The following is a 17,873-nucleotide window of genomic DNA, read 5'->3' as shown; positions in this document are numbered from 1 at the left end:
CGGGCTATCGAATGACCTCTTTTTCTCATATTCATACAGAAACACCACAAGCCTGTGAGGCAAAACGTGATGACATGCGTCGTCTGCATATAAAAATACTTAGGCATGTATTCAGGTTTATCGCACCATATGCATTCGGCCCAAAACACCAAGACATCTGGCCCATAGGTCGGTTTTTGGCTAAAGTCATTGGAAAGTCAACAATTGACACATGCTCCAATGATGGCAGCTGGATTTGCTTCCCACTCCCCATCTACACTATGTACTTTCTTTACGGCCCAGATATCAAAAAGTACAATGTAGATAATCTAACGCCGATATTTAGAAAAAATATTATACCTGGCACTGTAGTAATTGACGTTGGCGCAAGCTGCGGCCAAGAAATTGTTGAATTATCAAAGGCAGTAGGCAACAGCGGAACTGTTTATGCTTTCGAACCATCCAAGTCTTTTAATGCATTGATCAGAACCGTTAGCCTAAACGACTTAACAAACGTTGTGTGTGTAAAAGCAGGCTGTGGTAACGAAAACGGATACTTTAAAGAAGCCGATCAAAAAGAATACTATGTCGGAGCAAACACCCTTTACGGGAGCAGCGGCACTCCGATTGTAAGGATTGATGACTTTTTAAAGTTTATTGGAGAAGAACGACCTGTAAGCTTAATAAAAATTGATACAGATGGGTTCGAACTAGAGGTAACTCAAGGAGCAACTGAGACAATAAAGAACGGAAACTCCTGCGTCGTTGCTGAATTTGAAAAACAATTCTCGTATTCTGGTCTAAACGGCAAAGACGTTCTTAAAGAATACAATGCTCTCGGATATGACATATCAAAAATACAAACATCCGAAATAAAAATTTCCGAAGAAGAATTTGATAACTATTTATCCGACATAAACAGCAAGCACAACATGATCGCTCACGATCTGGTCCTACGCTGCAAAACATAAAAAGCAGAAAAGCATATTGTAAAGAAAATCCATTCATGAGATTGAATGGATTTTCTTTAATTTTTAAAACTCAGAATAAGAAGCAATCTCTGCATCTTCTGGCATTATAAATTTTTGGACATACTTCAAGAGTTCATAATCAGAATACTTTCTTCCAACGACTGTAAGACCTACGGGCAATCCACTGGCACCTTTCATAATGGGTACACTCACCATTGGAAAACCAAGAAGAGTCCAGATCAGCGAACTATCTTTACGCTCAAGCTCTCCTAAAGCTGGAGCTTCACCCGAGGTAGTTGGCAAGAACAAAAAGTCAAAATCTCCGAATGCATCAGAGGCAATACGAGTTAGGCTCTCTTGACGAGATAGAGAAGAAAAGTACTTTTCCCTGGTTATAATCTTGGATCTTTCGACAATTTCTTTGAAAATTGGACTTACAAAACTGACATCACCAAGCTCTTTTCTAAAATAATAGGCTAAACTTTTATCATAAATTACCTGATGAATCTCGTGGGCCTCTGACAAAAGGGATCGCCAATCTAACTCTTTGACAGCTGTATCACGCCTGTTCGCGATCTGAGAAGCAAGCTGCTCCCAGCTATCCAAGCTGTGACCTGATATATCCTCAAACCCCGGCGCTTTCAGTTTTCCCAAAACATAGTTTTGCCGACCAGAAAATGCTTTCGCAAAGTGGGAGACACCAGCTTCAACAACTGGGTAGTTGCGACCGCGAACACGTAGTGCGTCCAAAAGCAATATCGCGTCCTCTATATTCCGAGTCATCCACCCAATAGTGTCGAATGTGTCACATGTCTTCAGCACGCCGGTCCGTGGGACCATTCCAAAGGAAGGCTTGAACCCAACAACTCCGTTATAACTAGCTGGTCGCGCGATTGACCCAGCGCTTTGGGTGCCCAATGCAGCCGGCACCATACCGGTAGCAACCGCAACGGCAGATCCGGTTGAAGACGTTCCTGCAATATGCCCAGAGTCCCATGGATTCAACGTTTCTGGTGCGGAATGAACAGCAAATTCTGCGGTTGTCGTTTTTCCAATAACCAAACCTCCTGCCAACCGCACAGAAGTCACAACCCTTGCATCGTTGCCGGGCCAATATCCTTGGCGGGTGGGGCTTCCCATACCGTTAGGATGATCTATCGTGTTGAAAATATCTTTCACACCAATTGGTGCTCCGGCAAGAATTGGATCGGGCTTATAGCTAAACCAATCTTCACCATCTAATTCGCCGGCACGTCTCATTGCTGCATCAGGATCGACAAATGCCCACGCCTTCAACCTTTCGTCAAGACCTGCAATTACTTCCAAGCACTCTGAAACCCATTCGGATGGCTTAAGCAATCCACTACGAACTCTCTTCACCCCTGCGGCCAGAGAAATTGGTCCTCTTTCCATACCGAATTTCCTCAACGAGACGAAGTCTTAGGACTATTTATATCTGCGACCATTTCGACTCGTTCGGGTCGAATTGCACGTCTATTTTTATCTTCTTCTGGATTTTTTTTCTTGTAGTCCTCAAGCGCAGCAATAATCTCCTCTTTTGACAAACGACCTACCTTTTCCCGATGGCGATCCATAATTGAGTAAAATTCCTCTTTTGAATACCCCGATATCTCAAGATAGTAATCGAGGACTTCTGGCTCCTTTGGATCGTAGTCTCTAACAACGCGATTTTGTTCTTCCTGAGTCATTAGGCCGGCACGTCTATCTTGCGCAGAAAAGTCAGTTCCACGTCCGTACCCGCGCTTCAGGAACTTAGTGTAGTCATGAACACCTGGCATGATACATTCGACACTTTTGTATCTCTTGTACGTACCTTCGACGTCGTCCTCTTGCCAACCATATTTGTCTCGTAGAATTTCGGTCTGCTTTTCCCCATCCCAAAACATGTAATTTCCGAGATGCAGAGCAATAACACCGGTGTCCTTGATTTCTTGGTAACTTGGCAATTTGAACGGAGCAAGGTCTCGCAGTGGTATATAGTCGCAAGCGAATTGCTCCGTTGGCACTTTTGCTGAAACTCTAACGAAATAGTCTTCGTTAAACTCGAGCAAGCTTTCATAACTACCTTTGCACGAGTTCTCCGCAACTGACTCACCAAAAATCATCAAGGGAATATTGTATCGGACAGCAATTTGCCACGGAAACGCTCCAACTCCCATGTGGCAATGCCAACATGCGTCTCCGATAGCTTCCAAAGAACGTCTTGCGCACCTATTCACCAAGCTCCTAGACGGCGTGAACATGATATGATCAACATCAAAAGTTTCCAGACACCACTCAAGATTGCGACGTCCTACTTTTGAATGCCAGTTTTGATTAAAGGTCACCGCGAGCGGCTTTAGCCCAAAGACGTTCTTAATGACGTGCATTTGCCACGCACTATCCTTCCCGCCACTAATAGCGATAATACAGTCGTAATCCCCCTTTCCCTTATATTGGGAAAGGATGTCTTCCAGCATCTTTTCGCGCTCACTCCAATTCATATGCATCTTCTGTTCCTGACTTTGGCAGGTCACACAGATACCCATCTCATCGAGAGCATGTTCTTCTTCACTTGATGGCATACCACAACGAACACAATACTCCATCGTGGTGAACATCGGTTTCGTAACATCAGAGTTGTAGGACAAAGCTCTCTCCAAAACTATTCTCTGCCTTGATACCAGCTCCATCGCGTGAACCTAAGCAAACTGAAATTTCGTTTCTTGCGCTGACCAACCTCTGAAGCTCATCTGGCGTCATGCTGCCAAGATGATCTGGTCCGGTCATCTTGGGGTCCAATGTGAAGTGCTTTTCGACAATCTTTGCTCCCCGAGAGATGGCAACGATTGGAGCCGTCACACCAATTGTATGGTCACTAAATCCTGCAAATCCATTATCCGAAAACTGCACTTCCGAGAAATTCAGGTCCGACAAAGGAGTAGGGTATTTCGCCACGCAGTACAGAAATCTGGTTTGCCCAGTAGAGCCAATCTTTGGAAAATTAGGCTCGGCCCATAACCCCAAAGAGGAAATAATTGGCTTTCCGGTTGCAACGATCGCATTGATCAAATCACTGTTCCGGATAGAGCGGGATGCGACTTTATATCGCTTAACACCAAGCTTTTCCAACCACTCTACCCGTTCAACATCGAAAGGTGACGCCATAAATTCGACACCCACCTCGTCGCAAACGTCCTTCAAACGACATACTTGTTCAAAGCTTAGCTCAGTAGCACAATTATAATCGTACCACTCATTCCCTTGTTCTTTTGTAGGGAAAAGCGACTTGGCATCATAAAGCTGGAACTTCGCAACTTCGGCGCCCGCTTTTGCCGCTGTTCGAATCAGCTCGACAGCCAAGTCCATATCGCCGTTATGGTTCTGACCAATTTCAGCTATGATTTCACAGCTCATAGTTATCGTCCCACTTCATCGATTAATGTTTCGCAAGATTGCTATGATATATCTTGGCGTAACAGTCTGCACACGAAGACATACTGAAATGTTCCAAAATATGCTGTCGTGCTGCTCGCCCAAACTCTTGCCGTAATACGCTGCTACCACTTAACTTCAGAATGGCCTGCGCAAGCTGGTCAGGCGCAGATGGAGGTACAATATATCCGTGTCGACCATTTTGAACGATTTCTTGGTTGCCCCCAACATCCGTAGCTATTATCGGAATGCCCGCGTACATAACCTCAAGAATACTATTTGAGAACCCTTCCTCATGTGAAGATAGAAGGCCAACGTCACTGATTGATAGAAAATCGGATACATTGGCTTGCTCTCCGGTAAGAATGACGTTGTCAGCTATACCCAGATCGTTGCACTGTTCAATAAGCAACTGACCAATACCATCATCACGACCAACCAAGATCAAATTCCACTCTTCGGGCAACTGTTCCCGACACAACGAAAATGCTTTCAGCAAATCTGAGTGCCCTTTGTATGGGATCAGGTTTGCGATCATCACAAAAACAAGTGATCGCTCTGCGACCCCAAGGCTCTGTCGAAATTCACTTCTGTCTATCAAGTCTTCGGCGGAAGATAAAATCACGCCATTGTAGCACAACTCTAGTTTGTCCTTCGGAACGCCCTCATCAATCAGCTCCTGAACAATGGAGTTCGAATTTGCCATAACAGCATCCATTTTTTGGTGCAGGCGTCTTTCAATCTTACTCAAAAAAGGATGCTTGCTATGATAGCGATTCAGACTTCTTCTGCTCATTATCCTAACAACGTTGGGGTATAACAGGCTTGTAAGACCACCAAGAACGTAAGCATGAGGCAGAAAGAAGTGAACAATATCGGGTCGAAATATCCAATATGCTTTAATCAGATCAAATGCCGTATGAAAGATTCGCACGAATCTTCCCAACCGCCCAGTTGGCCATCCTTTTCTTGGTTTTTTGATTCCGACACATTTGATACCATATTTTGCGAACCCTGTGCTGAGCGGACCGTATTTGTCGAACACATAAAGCCTAACATCGAACCCTCGCTCTACAAGTTTAGGGAGCAATGCCAGCAGGTGCTTCTCCGCTCCTCCTATCTGTAGACTGCCGGTGACGAAGAGAACTTTTTTCACGCTCTATTCACTGAGTTCTTAGAGAAAAAAAACACGCTACTATCTTATCGTCACCTTATTGAGGAGCCAACACAACCGTTCTCAAACCGCCTGTTTTACAAATGAGCTCCAAAGCATCATTAGCGTTAATATTCTCAAAAAACTCTCGCTCGTTCCCGTCAGATTTGACTTTCCCAACACTCTGGTAACCGAATGATTTAACTATTTCGGTTCCTCTTTCCCAAGATGACGCAGCAAGGGATACGGAATAGCCCAGTGAGAACAGCGCCTCCAATACCGGACGGAAATCATTTTCTTCTGTATAGCGACTAAGATGAGTCTCGAAAATCACGGTCGGTCTAATCTCACCATTTCTGATCGCCTCAACCATCCCAGCAAGGACCTGCACCTCATGCCCCTCAACGTCCATTCGAAGAAGGTCTGGTGCACCGTATTCTTTAGCAAGATCAGGCACTGTATATGTCTGAACGTCAATTGACTTTCCAGACAGATGCTCCACCCCTGAGCCCACATTATGAAACGTATTCAGGTTACTCTGGCGAGCCAAATGGAATTTTTTGGTTTCAGCCTTGTCAGAAACCGCACCTTCCCTCACGATTGTATTCGTTACACCGTTCAATTCTAAGTTTCTTTTTAGCAGCGCAACGTTTGATGGTGAAGGCTCAACAGCGATAATAGAACCACTATCCCGGACAAGTTTACTTTCCATAATCGCGTAATAGCCGATATTTGCACCAACATCGAATACACGCATTCCCGGCTTCAGAATACGCTCAAGCATTATCTTGTGCTCCAGCTCCCTTTCCCCGAACAGCACCAATGTGCGCGAAATCCCGCGATCAGTCATATCCAGCAACAGCTGATAATCATAAACACGTCGCTTAACAAATCTCTGACCAAATAAATTTGCCTGGACAAGCGCTGTAGACAAACTGAAAACTGCACGTGCCAGGTGCTTGGGGCCACGTTCGACAAACGTTGAATAAATACTTGAAAACACGATTAATTCCCAATTTTAGGCTGCAAACGGTATTCGGCTAACCGGAACTTTTCTACTGGAGCACCATCGATCTCCGAAACGATATATCCTACATCCTCAAGAAACTCTTCCATTTCTTTGATGGATGCCCCCATCATTTCAATATGACGTGGATGCACACTCAAGAACACGATGGGCTTACTTCTAATGAGGACATTGCGTGCCCCTTTCAGAGCAGCTACCTCTGCGCCTTCAATATCCATTTTGATTATCTCTGGCGCGAGATTGTTTTCTGCACAATATGCATCCAACGTTACTTGCGGTCGCAATACTTCGCTATAAAGCTCGGGATTTTTCGCCACAACCCTTGAATTTTGCCCAGCTGCGTCAGCTTGCTCAAAAAAGGAAACAGTTTCGACTTTGTCTCCAACAAGACATTCTTCAAGAGTTACGTTATGCGCTTCATTTTTTTGCAGATGTTGCTTCAAATACCTCAGGTTTCCGGCACTCGGCTCAAACGTAATCAAGCAACCGCCCGCTGCCAAAACTTTACTGATGGGAAGTGAGACCAAACCAATATGACCACCAACATCCAAAACGCATTTCTTTCCACGACACGCTTCTACTGTAGCAACGAAACCGTTGTTGTGACCATCCCCCCAACTTTCAAGATCACTGAACATAAAGTTCGCGTTGAGCTTAAAAGGGCCATAGCCACCAATCTTTTGTGATACGTAAAATTTCTGACCTAATAACTTGAGACAGTATCGTGAACAGTCACCTGCAAACACCCATACTGGCCCCAACCCCCTTAAAGGACCATGCCGCAGCTTCCTTAAAATGTTTAGGATCGCCATTTTCCTATTCCGCACCCCGCCTTTTAAATTCAAACCTTGTTTTACAATTGGGCCGCCCGAAAGCAACCAAAAATAAATACCGGCATAACAAATATCGACAGCAAACAAAGAGTGATAACCAAGAGAGAATTGCTTAGGATTTTGGGAACTTAATTTCCGGAACCTTTTTGCCAGCTTCGGAACACCGCCAACGTCTCCTCGCTGACATGGTGTTCGATCCCCTCGGCGTCGAATTCCGCGATTTCGGGGTCGACGCCGATGGATACCAGGAAGTTATAGACGATCTGGTGGCGTTCGCGACACTTTTTGGCGAGTGCTTCGCCTTTTTCGGTCAGAAAAATTGCACGATAGGGGCGTGATGTGACAAAGCCGTCGCGTTCGAGGCGTTTGATGGTGTTGTTCACGGTTGCGGCCGTCACGCCGAAGCGTTCGGCAAGGGCGACCGAGCGGGCCTCGCCCTCCTCGGCGATAAGGTCGCCGATCATTTCAACGTAATCCTCGGTCACTTCCCTGGCATGCGCGTCGCGCAGGCGGGCGAAGACTTCGGCCTTGTTGTGACGCGGGTTTACCACGGCTTTGTCGCCCATTGATCTCTCCAATTTCTGTCCCGCAACCTTCATAACAACTAAGTTTGCAAAAATCAATTTAGCCTTGACTAACTTTAAAAGTCCGCACATAAATAGTGGGTATTCGCTGGACTGATTTCAATTTGCTTTCGGGACATCTGATGAGCCTTTTCCGATCCGCACGCCCCATTTTGCTGAGCGCCCTTATCCTTGCAGCCGGTCTTTTGGCCGGCGCCGGTCATGCCATGGCAAAGCCGCTGAATGTTGTTGCCACCACCTCCATGATCGCCGATGCCGCGCGCCAGGTTGCCGGCGACCGGGCCGAGGTCAAGGCCTTGATGGGCCCCGGGGTTGATCCGCATTCCTATCGCCAGACCCGAAGCGACATCGCCGCCATGGCGCGCGCCGATCTTGTTTTGTGGCACGGGCTGTATCTTGAAGCGCAGCTTGAGGAATTCTTCCTTGATCTGGAAAAGCGCCGCAATGTCGTCGCGGTTGGCGAGGCCATCGCAAAGGACAAGCTTCTGAGCCATGCCGAATACAAGGGCCGTTATGACCCGCATGTCTGGATGGATCCGCAATTGTGGGAAACCGTCGTTCTGGCGGTGCGAGATGCCCTGATCAAAACCGATCCCGAGGGTGAGGCCACATATCGCGCCAATGCGGACCACCATATTGCCGAGATCGCCAAGCTGATCGACTATATGAAAGAGGTCACGGTCACCGTCCCGGAGAAAAGCCGGGTTCTTTTGACCGCCCATGACGCCTTCAGCTATTTCGGGCGCGGCTATGACTTTGACGTGCTGGGCATTCAGGGCATTTCAACGGAATCCGAAGCGGGCCTGCGCCGGGTCGAAGACCTGGTCAACACCATCGTCGATCGCAAGATCTCGGCGGTGTTTGTCGAAAGCTCGGTGCCTGAGCGCAATGTGCGCGCCCTGATCGAAGGCGCGGCTGCGCGGGGCCAGAATGTGGTGATTGGCGGCACCCTGTTTTCCGATGCGATGGGCGAACCGGGAACCTATGAAGGCACCTATATCGGCATGATCGACCATAACGTTACCCTGATCACCCGTGCCCTGGGCGGCACCGCCCCACAAAACGGGTTTCAGGGTAAACTTGCGGCCGGGTCCTGATCAGACAATATTTGACGCCAGCCAAGACAATGTACGCACAAGCGAACAAGGAAGCCCCCATGAGCAATGCCAAACTGGTTGCAGAGTCCGGCAAAATCGTTGATGTCGCGGCCAAGGACGCGCCACTGACCGTGCGCGGCCTGACCGTTTCCTATGGCAACAAACCGGCGGTGTTTTCGGTTGATGCCTCGATCCCGGCCGGGTCCATGACCGCGATCATCGGTCCGAACGGGGCGGGAAAATCCACCTTTTTGAAAGGTGCGCTTGGTGTTGTGCCGCGCCTGTCGGGCGAGGTCCGCATTTTCGGCAAACTGTTTGCCGAGGCCCGCGACCGGGTTGCCTATGTGCCCCAGCGCGCCAGTGTTGACTGGGACTTTCCGGCCCGCGTCATTGATGTGGTCCTGATGGGGCTTTACGGATCGGTCGGGCTGTTCCGGCTCTGGCGATCGCGCCACCGCGAACAGGCGATGGACTGCCTTGAACGGGTCGGCATGGCCGATTTCGCCGACCGTCAGATTGGCCAGCTTTCCGGCGGACAGCAACAGCGTGTCTTCCTGGCCCGCGCACTGGCCCAGAATGCGGAATTCTATTTGCTCGATGAACCGTTTGCCGGGGTGGATGCCGCCACCGAACGCGCGATTGTATCGGTTCTGAAGGAACTGAAGGCCGAAGGCCGCACGGTTGTTTGCGTGCATCATGATCTGTCGACCGTGCCGGAATATTTCGACCGTGTGCTTCTGATCAATGTCCGGCGCATTGCCGAAGGCCCGGTTGAAACCACCTTTACCGCCGAGAACCTTCAGGAAACCTATGGCGGGCGTCTGGCCGCAACCCATATCGACGAATTGCATCTGGCATAGGCGGGTGGCAAAGAGCGACGGGCAAAGGCAGATATCGTCATGAGTTTTATCGAGTATTTCATAAGCGCCCTGTTTCTTCAGGCCGGATATAACAGCGCCCTGGTCGCGGTTGGCGCAGGGTTGCTTGGCCTGTCTGCGGGCAGTGCCGGGGCGTTTATTTTCCTGCGCAAACGCGCCCTTGTGTCTGATGCCATCAGTCATGCGACCCTTCCGGGTGTGGGTCTTGCCTTTATGATCATGGTCGCGTTTGGCAGCGACGGACGATGGCTTCCGGGTCTGATCATCGGATCAGCCGTGTCATCGGCGATCGGGCTTTTGATGGTCGAATGGATCACGCGCAAAACCCGCCTGACCGAGGATGCGGCAATCGGTGCGGTGCTGTCGGTGTTTTTCGGGTTTGGCATTGTCCTTTTGACCGTGATCCAGACCATGTCATCGGGCCGTCAGGCCGGACTTGAAAACTTCCTTTTGGGATCAACGGCCGGGATGCTGATTTCCGAGGCCATGACCATCGCCATTGCCGGCGCACTGGCCGCCGCATTCGTGTTTCTGTTGCGCCGCCCGATGACGCTTGTGGCCTTTGATCCGGAATATGCCGCGACCACGGGGGTCAATGTGCGCAATATCGATCTGGCGATGATGGGGCTGGCGCTGATTGTGACGGTGATCGGGCTCAAGATTGTCGGGCTGATCCTGATTGTTGCGCTTTTGATCATTCCGCCGGTGACCGCACGGTTCTGGACCAACCAGGTCGGACCGATGATCGGCATTGCAGCAGGTGTTGGCGGGCTTTCGGGATATATCGGTGCGGTACTTTCCGCAGCCGAGGCATCACTTCCGACCGGGCCGATCATTGTTCTGATTGCCTTTGGCTTTTTCCTGGTTTCTGCCCTGTTTTCGCCGTTGCGCGGCGGGTTGGCATCGGCACTTCGTCATCAGCGTTTCCAGCGCCGGGTCCACCGTCGCCAGGGGTTGCTGTCACTTGCGCGGCGTGAACCGATCTATGACGGATTGACCCTGCGTATCCTGCGGCGGTCGGGCATGATCCGGCGCGACGGGGTTGCCACGGCGCGCGGCCGGGTCGCGGCACAAAAAGCCGCCCGTGACGAGGCACGCTGGGCGGTTGCGCGGCGCATGTTGCCCGATGATTCCGCCATTGAACGCTATGACGGGTTGACCCCGATCGAACGCATGATGACCCCCGACCAGATTGACGAGATTGATCGCATCATCGCAGCCCGGAACGGAGCAAAGGCATGATCGACGACCTTATCACAGCCCTTGGCGCCGAGTTTGTCCAGCTGAGCCTGAGCCCGATTGTAATCGGCATTCTGGCAGCAGTTGCCTGTGCGCTTCCGGGGAATTTCCTGTTGTTGCGTCGCCAGGCACTGATTGGCGATGCGATCAGCCATGTGGTTTTGCCCGGTATTGTCGGGGCGTTTCTGGTGACCGGAACCATCACCGCGGTTCCGATGATGCTTGGTGCCGGTGTGGCGGCAATCATCGCGGTTGTGATGATCGAAATCGTCAAGCGCCTTGGCCGGGTTGAACCGGGGGCAGCGATGGGGCTGGTTTTCACCACACTGTTCGCAGCGGGCGTTCTGTTTCTTGAAGTCACCGATACCAGTTCGGTTCATATTGATGTGCAACATGCGCTTCTGGGCAATCTGGAAAGCCTGATCTGGTTTGATGCCGAGGGATGGGGATCGCTGTTTGATCCAGCAGCCCTTGCGACCTTGCCGCCGCAATTGCCGCGTCTGGCGATTGTTCTGGTCGGCATCGGGTTGTTTATCCTGTTGTTCTGGAAGGAGCTCAAGATATCGACCTTTGACGCCGCCTTTGCCGAGGCAATCGGCATTCGCACCAGACTGCTCAGCTTTGCACTTGTGGTGGCAACCGCAATTGCCGCTGTTGCGGCGTTTGATGCGGTCGGTTCGATCATTGTCATTGCGATGTTTGTCTGCCCGCCGGCCAGTGCGCGCCTGATGACCAATCAGCTCGGCCGACAGGTTGGCTGGTCGGTGGTGTTTGCGGTTATTTCCGCAGTGCTCGGATATGTCTTTGCCGGATACGGGCCGGGCTGGTTCGGATCGCCCTATGCGGTCAGTGCCGCGGGCATGATTGCCACCATTTCGGGGATCATCCTGATCCTGACCTGCCTGTTCGGGCCGCAACGCAAACGGACCGGTCAGCGCGCCGAAGCCTGAGACACCCGAACCTGAGACACCCGAAATCGGGTGTAAAACATCAAATGTGACCGATTGCTATCGTATCAGCCGGTCAAAGCCCCCATAATGAAGGGATGATCAAGCATCCCCCAAATCCGGCACGCCCGACTGTCAGGGCATTTTTCAGGGCCAGTTTCAGGACCACTTTCACGGCCATCCTGACTGTCCTGATCGTGCTTTGGTCTGGCAGCCCGTCCGCGGTCGCGCAACAGACTGGTACCGCCCCGACGGATGGCGACATCCGTGACGAATTGCAGGGGTTTGGCAATATCGATCTGTTTGTTTTCAGGGATCGTGCAGCGTTTCTGGCGCGGATGGACGAGACACTGGGACTTGCCAATATCAAAGACCCGGACAAGACATTTGCCAAATTGCCGCGATCACCCTTTACCGTTACCGGTCAGCAAAATGGCCAACAGATTGCCACCTGTCAGATTTTTGTCCCGGAAAATGTCACCCCGCAAAGCGGCAATGAGATATTTGCCGAACTGATGCGTGGCTGGTTCGGGAAAAGATTGTCCTATGGCACGGATCCCGCCATGACATATCGCTGGCTGATCTATCACGAGATCCGCCATTGCCAGCCCGATCATTTTGGCGGTGACGATATCGAAAGCCACCGCGACGAACGCGATGCCGATCTTTTCGCACTGGATCAAATTGCAACGGGTCAAAACCGTGACGGGCTGATCGCTGATATCATCGCATTTCGCATGATCACATCAGCCCTGTTTGCCGACCGGTCGCATATGACCGGCCTGTCGCTGCGCTATGCGCTGGACCCGGCATCAGATGGCAAAACCATCACAACAGATCAGGAAGTGGCAGCGTTTCTGGCAACACGTCGCATGATCGGCGCACATGCCAAGGCCATCGCCGCCAGTGTCACGCCGACCAATCTTGAACTTGTTCGTGCGATTACCGAACTTCGCAGCGCCGCCGAGACCGGGACACTGACACCCGTCATCGCCCATGCGCCCGAAATCCTGATCGGTCTGGATGACGCGATTGCCCATTTTGCCCCGACCCTGCATGCCAGGGTGGCAACAAAACGTTAGGCCATATCGGTCAGGCCTGGTCGGTCTTGCGCCAGAATGTCATGGCCGTACATTGATCACGCCCAAGGCCAAGTTCCTTGCGCCAGTAAGTGTGGATCGGCTTGTAATCGGCATTTTCCACACCGGCCCAGCAATAGATCGCACGACCATCACTCGGCACTTCGACAGCGCGAATTGCATCCTGGATCAGGCTGTGGGTGACTTCTTCGACACTGTCGCGCAGGATCCAGGCCACCTTGATCCCGCTTTTGGTGGCAAGCGGAATAATGTCCTCCTTGCTGCCGACTTCGATCAGCGCATGGCCCGTCACATGGGCAGGCATTTCATTCAGATAACGCCCGATCGCCGGAAGGGCCGTTTCATCCCCGGCAAACAGCATCCAGTCAGAAGCCGGCAGGTCATTGCCCAGCGGCCCGGTCATCGCCACCAGATCGCCCGGACGCGCATGCAGGGCAAAGGCCGAACCCGGCCCGTTATCGCCATGCATGACAAAATCGACATCCACCCAGCCGCCTGCAGCATCAATGTCGCGAATGGTATAGACCCGCTGTTCGACCAGATCATCACCGCTTGGCCAGACCGGCATGCCATTTTCGGCCAGCGTTGGCCATTTCGGCTGGGCCTTGCCACGTGGCGGGATCAGAAGACGGACATGAATGCCTTCCTGCTCATAGGCGCCCATATCGACCCCGTGCAGACGCAGGCGTCGCATATGGGGTGACAGATCGGTGATCGCGCCGACGGTCAATTCGCGAAAGTTCGGAAGTTTGCCGTTGCTTTGCCCAGCCCCCTTCCAGCGGCAGTCGAAACTGGTACCCGGTGCAGCACCCTGTTGAAGCAGTGAAATGATCGCGGCCTTCATCTGGACCACGCCGACCTCTGTCGTTGCCCCGACTTCCACATCAAGACCGTTTTCACGGCTGCACAATTTGATATGCCCGATCGATACCGAAATGCGCGTTGCGATGTCATCCCCCTGCACGTCGCAATCATGGCTTTTGTAATAGTCGGCAGTCTGCCGGATCAAAGCGGCACTTTCGGGCAAATCGATGCGGGTGGTTGCAGTCAGGATGGAGGACGGCATTGGGGCCTCGGCGCGATGGTGTTGGGATAAAACCACGGAGGCCTATTGATAATAAAAGTGATAGGCATTCTCAACAATATTTATCAGGATTTTTCCGCCACCGTGAAAGGCCCGGAACCAGTTGGTCCGCTTGGAATGGCTGCGTTGATGTTTGTGAAAACATGGTGATATCACGCCATGCCTATTGGCATTCGCACAAGGGGTTTGACGTCGGCGTTTGCAAATATAAACTTCGATCGACCATTCAAACCAAATTAACCGACCCTGACCCGGCTCTGCCACTGGATGTTTATCCGCCGATCCTGTAAAGGGACGGGCTTGTGACCCAGTTGATTATCGATCCGGAAGATTGAAGACATCGCCATGACAGACAAGATCCGCCGCCTGAAATCATTCGAATTCCCGCTGGCCGTTGAATGGGCCGCCAATGAGGGCTGGAATCCCGGACTTGCCGATGCCGAGGTGTTTTACAATACCGATCCTGACGGTTTCTGGGGTGCCTTTGACAAACAGGGCATGGCCGCAGTGATTTCCGCGGTTCAATACAGGTCCGATTTCGGCTTTGTCGGGTTTTACATCTGCCGCCCGGACCGGCGTGGATCGGGTCTTGGTTATAAATTGTGGCAGACGGTTCTTGATGACAGCGTCATGAAAACCATCGGGCTTGATGGTGTTGTCGATCAGCAGGACAATTACCGCAAGTCGGGCTTTGAATTTGCCCATCGCAATATCCGCTTTGGCGGGGTGGTCCATGCCAGCGCCCCGACTGATGATGATCTGTTTGCCCTGGCGATTGATGACATCGCCGTTGTGGATGCCTTTGAGCAGACCTGCAATCTGTTTGCCGAAAGCCGGATCGAATTCCTGCGTGGCTGGATCGGCAATGACACCCATACGGCGCTGGCCCTTAAAGGGCCGATGGGGCTTCGTGGTTATGGCGTGATCCGCCCGTGTAAAGAAGGTCACAAGGTCGGCCCGCTTTTCGCAGCCAATGCACAAGATGCCCGGACCCTGTTTGGCGCCCTTTTGCAAAGCCGCGATAATCAGGACGGCAAGGTCTATCTTGATATTCCCGAACCCAATCAGGCGGCCCGCGAGCTGGTCAATGACCATCAGATGATTGCCGAGTTCGAAACCGCGCGCATGTACAAGGGAACAGCACCCAAGCTGAACCTTGATATGACGTTCGGCATTTCATCGTTCGAGCTGGGATAACCTGCCAGCCGGGTCACCATACAGCCCGGCAATCGGGCAATCGGGCTGACAATAAAAACAGCCCCATCCAATCACGCGACCCCATGATCGCGGCGATACCGGCCATGCGCTGTTCAGGGCCGGTTTGCCAGACTGCGCCTACATCGCTTGATCAAGTCGGATTATCCTTACGGCGGGGTTGACCGCGCGGCGATTTCTGGCAACAAACATTTAATGCCAAAGGTATAGCATCCCCTAACCTAATGCCGTAATTTTACAATCGGGCGGCTCTTTTTGTTTGGTCCATTCCGCGCCGTAACGCAGGAAGTTATCGTTTGGTTCTGGAAAACAGGTTGTAGAAACCCAATTTTGAGGAGTGCAGCACCTAAAATCCTGCTTTTATGTAATGGGGTCAGTATGGACTTTAGAAATGCAACCGCACGGCAATTCAAATTTACGCCCGCTGCCGCGCGTTCTTTGCCAATTTTCATCAAGCACGCTTCGAAACAAAAGTTTTAACGCCGGATACAAATAACCGACATGGATATAGCTACACTCATTGGGATTATCGCCGGGGCTGGCGTTATTTTTGGCGCCATCATGATGGGCGGCAGCCTTGATTCTTTTGTTGATATTCCATCCGTCATGGTTGTGTTCGGCGGGACTGCGGCCGCGACCCTGATCAAGTTCCCGATGCGCGACGTCATAAAGTCGCTGAAAATCGGGGTGGGTATTGCATTCAAGAACCCCAAGGAAGACCCGCTTTCGATCTATGAAAAGGCCATCGAACTTGCCGGTCTGGTCCGCAAGAACGGTCTGCTGGGGCTCGAAAATGTTGAAGTCGAAAACGAAATCATGGCGCGCGGCATCCGCATGTGTGTGGATGGTCACAGCGGCGAAGTGATCAGAAGTTCGATTTCAAGCGAAGTGGAAAAATCGATCCAGAATGACGAGCTTGGCGAACTGATGTTTCGCGGGATCGGCGATACCGCACCGGCATTCGGCATGATCGGAACCCTGGTCGGTCTGGTGCAGATGCTGGCCAACCTTTCGGACCCGGATGCGATTGGCCCGGCAATGGCAATTGCGATGCTGACAACATTCTATGGCGCGGTACTGGCCAACCTGATTGCGCTGCCGATTGCCGACAAGCTGGCCCTTAAGGTCGATCGCCTGCGCAACACCAAACAGCTGATCATTGAATCGGTCGTCCAGATTCAGGCAAGCCAGAGCCCGATGGTGATGAAAGAAATTCTTGGTCCATATCTTCCGGGTGGCGTGCCCGCTGATGCGGAAGACGGAGAATAAGAATGCTGTCATCTGATCTTCAGGTAGCGGTATAGACCCATGGCCAAGAAACCCGCAGCAGGCGCACCGGCTTGGATGGCGACGTTCGCCGATCTGATGTCATTGCTGCTTGTGCTGTTTGTTCTGTTGCTGACCTTTGCCGAGATGGATGTCATCCGCTACAAGCAGATCGCCGGATCGGTCAAAGCCGCATTCGGCTTTTCCAAACAGGACCAGTTGGCCGGGGTGATCGAACTGGACGGGTCGATTGTCGGCAAGTCGCTTAAGGCACCAACCCCCGACAGTCCGCGCGTGGTTTCGGAAATTCCGCAGGCAGAAACCCCGAAAATCGAAATCGAGAAAACCGACACCAAGGAACAAAAGGCCGAGGCCCTTGAGGAAACGCTTGAAAGCGTTCTTGAGAATATGAGCCTGGAAGATCAGGTCGGGCTGGAACGCATTGATGGCGAAGTCGTGATCCGCTTTCCGAACGAGCTGGCCTTTCCGTCCGGATCATCGGGCATGACCGAAGAATTTGCCGCCATCCTCAATCGGCTGGCACCGGTCATCAACCAGACAGAGGGGGAAGTTCTGGTGGCCGGTCATACGGATAATATTCCGGTATCGTCTTCGTCTCCCTATATATCAAACTGGGACCTTTCCGCAGCACGTGCGACATCGGTTTTGCATTTTCTGATTGATCAGAACGGAACGGACCCCAGACGGATGGTTATTCAGGGCTATGGTGACAGCCGCCCGATCGCCAGCAACGACACCCCCGAAGGGCGGTCCGAAAACCGGCGTGTGGAAATCACCATCCAGATGGTCGAAACAAATGCACCCGATGGTGCAACAGGAAGCGGAGAAAGCGTAAACGATACTGATGCGACGGACTTTGATGCGCCCGATACCGGCAGTTCCGGTTCAGGAACCTTCAGCATCGACAATCCCGGTGCAGGCGGGGCGGGTAGCGGCACAGGCAACACCGCCGACACGCCGGGCTCCACATTGCCGCGGCGCTCGTTCAGCATTCCGTCCGCACAGTAACAATTACGCGCAAAAAGGCCGGACATTCCCGGGACA

General features: G+C 51.7%; 17 protein-coding genes. 9 read left to right on the top strand and 8 right to left on the bottom strand.

What is annotated here, in order from left to right; all coding sequences use genetic code 11:
• Window positions 1-11: 11 nt before the first annotated feature.
• Window positions 12-950, top strand: coding sequence for an FkbM family methyltransferase (locus SIB88_RS05190; RefSeq protein WP_412557509.1), 939 nt, complete (start codon window positions 12-14; stop codon window positions 948-950).
• 63 nt (window positions 951-1,013) lie between these two features.
• On the opposite strand, the gene SIB88_RS05185 is transcribed toward SIB88_RS05190, so the two are convergent.
• The 7 genes from SIB88_RS05185 to mntR are packed head-to-tail and all read right to left on the bottom strand — an operon-like array spanning window position 1,014 to window position 7,964.
• Window positions 1,014-2,363, bottom strand: coding sequence for an amidase (locus SIB88_RS05185; RefSeq protein ID WP_412557508.1), 1,350 nt, complete (start codon window positions 2,361-2,363; stop codon window positions 1,014-1,016).
• 11 nt (window positions 2,364-2,374) lie between these two features.
• Complete coding sequence (locus SIB88_RS05180) at window positions 2,375-3,571, bottom strand: N-acetyl sugar amidotransferase (RefSeq protein WP_412565931.1); 1,197 nt, start codon at window positions 3,569-3,571, stop codon at window positions 2,375-2,377.
• A 13-nt stretch (window positions 3,572-3,584) separates the two neighbouring features.
• Complete coding sequence (locus SIB88_RS05175; protein WP_412557506.1) at window positions 3,585-4,367, bottom strand: N-acetylneuraminate synthase family protein; 783 nt, start codon at window positions 4,365-4,367, stop codon at window positions 3,585-3,587.
• Window positions 4,368-4,389: 22 nt separating this feature from the next.
• A complete protein-coding gene (locus tag SIB88_RS05170) occupies window positions 4,390-5,541 on the bottom strand; it encodes a glycosyltransferase (RefSeq protein WP_412565930.1) in 1,152 nt (383 codons plus the stop codon).
• A gap of 55 nt (window positions 5,542-5,596) precedes the next feature.
• Window positions 5,597-6,541 (bottom strand): FkbM family methyltransferase, encoded by a 945-nt coding sequence (locus SIB88_RS05165; RefSeq protein WP_412557504.1) that lies wholly within the window; start codon window positions 6,539-6,541, stop codon window positions 5,597-5,599.
• A 2-nt stretch (window positions 6,542-6,543) separates the two neighbouring features.
• The gene (locus SIB88_RS05160) at window positions 6,544-7,485 is read right to left on the bottom strand and encodes an FkbM family methyltransferase (protein ID WP_412557503.1); all 942 of its coding nucleotides are present in this window, start codon (window positions 7,483-7,485) and stop codon (window positions 6,544-6,546) included.
• Between the two features lie 41 nt (window positions 7,486-7,526).
• Window positions 7,527-7,964, bottom strand: a complete 438-nt coding sequence (gene mntR, locus SIB88_RS05155; protein ID WP_250281930.1) for a manganese-binding transcriptional regulator MntR — start codon at window positions 7,962-7,964, stop codon at window positions 7,527-7,529.
• A gap of 140 nt (window positions 7,965-8,104) precedes the next feature.
• Between mntR and SIB88_RS05150 the strand changes: the two genes are divergently transcribed.
• The 5 genes from SIB88_RS05150 (at window position 8,105) to SIB88_RS05130 (ending at window position 13,225) form a co-directional block, all read left to right on the top strand.
• On the top strand, window positions 8,105-9,079 hold the full coding sequence (locus SIB88_RS05150) for a metal ABC transporter solute-binding protein, Zn/Mn family (RefSeq protein ID WP_412557502.1): 975 nt from the start codon (window positions 8,105-8,107) through the stop codon (window positions 9,077-9,079).
• Between the two features lie 59 nt (window positions 9,080-9,138).
• Window positions 9,139-9,939 carry a metal ABC transporter ATP-binding protein gene (locus SIB88_RS05145; RefSeq protein WP_101245885.1) on the top strand — a complete coding sequence of 267 codons (801 nt, stop codon included), beginning with the start codon at window positions 9,139-9,141 and terminating at the stop codon, window positions 9,937-9,939.
• 39 nt (window positions 9,940-9,978) lie between these two features.
• Window positions 9,979-11,199 carry a metal ABC transporter permease gene (locus SIB88_RS05140; protein ID WP_114112916.1) on the top strand — a complete coding sequence of 407 codons (1,221 nt, stop codon included), beginning with the start codon at window positions 9,979-9,981 and terminating at the stop codon, window positions 11,197-11,199.
• A complete protein-coding gene (locus SIB88_RS05135; RefSeq protein ID WP_101245523.1) occupies window positions 11,196-12,146 on the top strand; it encodes a metal ABC transporter permease in 951 nt (316 codons plus the stop codon). The genes SIB88_RS05140 and SIB88_RS05135 overlap by 4 nt, the downstream gene beginning before the upstream one ends.
• Before the next feature lie 95 nt (window positions 12,147-12,241).
• Window positions 12,242-13,225, top strand: coding sequence for a hypothetical protein (locus tag SIB88_RS05130; RefSeq protein WP_412557501.1), 984 nt, complete (start codon window positions 12,242-12,244; stop codon window positions 13,223-13,225).
• A 10-nt stretch (window positions 13,226-13,235) separates the two neighbouring features.
• Here SIB88_RS05130 and SIB88_RS05125 read toward each other — a convergent pair whose 3' ends face one another.
• Complete coding sequence (locus tag SIB88_RS05125) at window positions 13,236-14,309, bottom strand: siderophore-interacting protein (protein ID WP_412557500.1); 1,074 nt, start codon at window positions 14,307-14,309, stop codon at window positions 13,236-13,238.
• A gap of 363 nt (window positions 14,310-14,672) precedes the next feature.
• Between SIB88_RS05125 and SIB88_RS05120 the strand changes: the two genes are divergently transcribed.
• From SIB88_RS05120 to SIB88_RS05110, 3 genes are all read left to right on the top strand, one after another.
• Window positions 14,673-15,524, top strand: a complete 852-nt coding sequence (locus SIB88_RS05120) for a GNAT family N-acetyltransferase (RefSeq protein ID WP_412557499.1) — start codon at window positions 14,673-14,675, stop codon at window positions 15,522-15,524.
• Window positions 15,525-16,043: 519 nt separating this feature from the next.
• Complete coding sequence (locus tag SIB88_RS05115; RefSeq protein ID WP_101245518.1) at window positions 16,044-16,811, top strand: motility protein A; 768 nt, start codon at window positions 16,044-16,046, stop codon at window positions 16,809-16,811.
• A 39-nt stretch (window positions 16,812-16,850) separates the two neighbouring features.
• Window positions 16,851-17,837, top strand: coding sequence for an OmpA family protein (locus SIB88_RS05110; protein ID WP_287464276.1), 987 nt, complete (start codon window positions 16,851-16,853; stop codon window positions 17,835-17,837).
• Window positions 17,838-17,873 lie beyond the last annotated feature (36 nt).

Source organism: Thalassospira sp. MIT121401, from assembly GCF_047125595.1.
Classification (GTDB): Bacteria; Pseudomonadota; Alphaproteobacteria; order Rhodospirillales; family Thalassospiraceae; genus Thalassospira; species Thalassospira povalilytica.
This window is presented reverse-complemented; position numbering and strand designations above follow the sequence as displayed.

What these genes read in the sequence shown, in the direction of transcription:
- SIB88_RS05190 (WP_412557509.1), top strand. Translation starts at nt 12, where the DNA reads ATGACCTCTTTTTCTCATATTCATACAGAAACACCACAAGCCTGTGAG.
- SIB88_RS05185 (WP_412557508.1), bottom strand. Translation starts at nt 2,363, where the DNA reads ATGGAAAGAGGACCAATTTCTCTGGCCGCAGGGGTGAAGAGAGTTCGT.
- SIB88_RS05180 (WP_412565931.1), bottom strand. Translation starts at nt 3,571, where the DNA reads ATGTTCACCACGATGGAGTATTGTGTTCGTTGTGGTATGCCATCAAGT.
- SIB88_RS05175 (WP_412557506.1), bottom strand. Translation starts at nt 4,367, where the DNA reads ATGAGCTGTGAAATCATAGCTGAAATTGGTCAGAACCATAACGGCGAT.
- mntR (WP_250281930.1), bottom strand. Translation starts at nt 7,964, where the DNA reads ATGGGCGACAAAGCCGTGGTAAACCCGCGTCACAACAAGGCCGAAGTC.
- SIB88_RS05150 (WP_412557502.1), top strand. Translation starts at nt 8,105, where the DNA reads ATGAGCCTTTTCCGATCCGCACGCCCCATTTTGCTGAGCGCCCTTATC.
- SIB88_RS05145 (WP_101245885.1), top strand. Translation starts at nt 9,139, where the DNA reads ATGAGCAATGCCAAACTGGTTGCAGAGTCCGGCAAAATCGTTGATGTC.
- SIB88_RS05140 (WP_114112916.1), top strand. Translation starts at nt 9,979, where the DNA reads ATGAGTTTTATCGAGTATTTCATAAGCGCCCTGTTTCTTCAGGCCGGA.
- SIB88_RS05135 (WP_101245523.1), top strand. Translation starts at nt 11,196, where the DNA reads ATGATCGACGACCTTATCACAGCCCTTGGCGCCGAGTTTGTCCAGCTG.
- SIB88_RS05130 (WP_412557501.1), top strand. Translation starts at nt 12,242, where the DNA reads ATGATCAAGCATCCCCCAAATCCGGCACGCCCGACTGTCAGGGCATTT.
- SIB88_RS05125 (WP_412557500.1), bottom strand. Translation starts at nt 14,309, where the DNA reads ATGCCGTCCTCCATCCTGACTGCAACCACCCGCATCGATTTGCCCGAA.
- SIB88_RS05120 (WP_412557499.1), top strand. Translation starts at nt 14,673, where the DNA reads ATGACAGACAAGATCCGCCGCCTGAAATCATTCGAATTCCCGCTGGCC.
- SIB88_RS05115 (WP_101245518.1), top strand. Translation starts at nt 16,044, where the DNA reads ATGGATATAGCTACACTCATTGGGATTATCGCCGGGGCTGGCGTTATT.
- SIB88_RS05110 (WP_287464276.1), top strand. Translation starts at nt 16,851, where the DNA reads ATGGCCAAGAAACCCGCAGCAGGCGCACCGGCTTGGATGGCGACGTTC.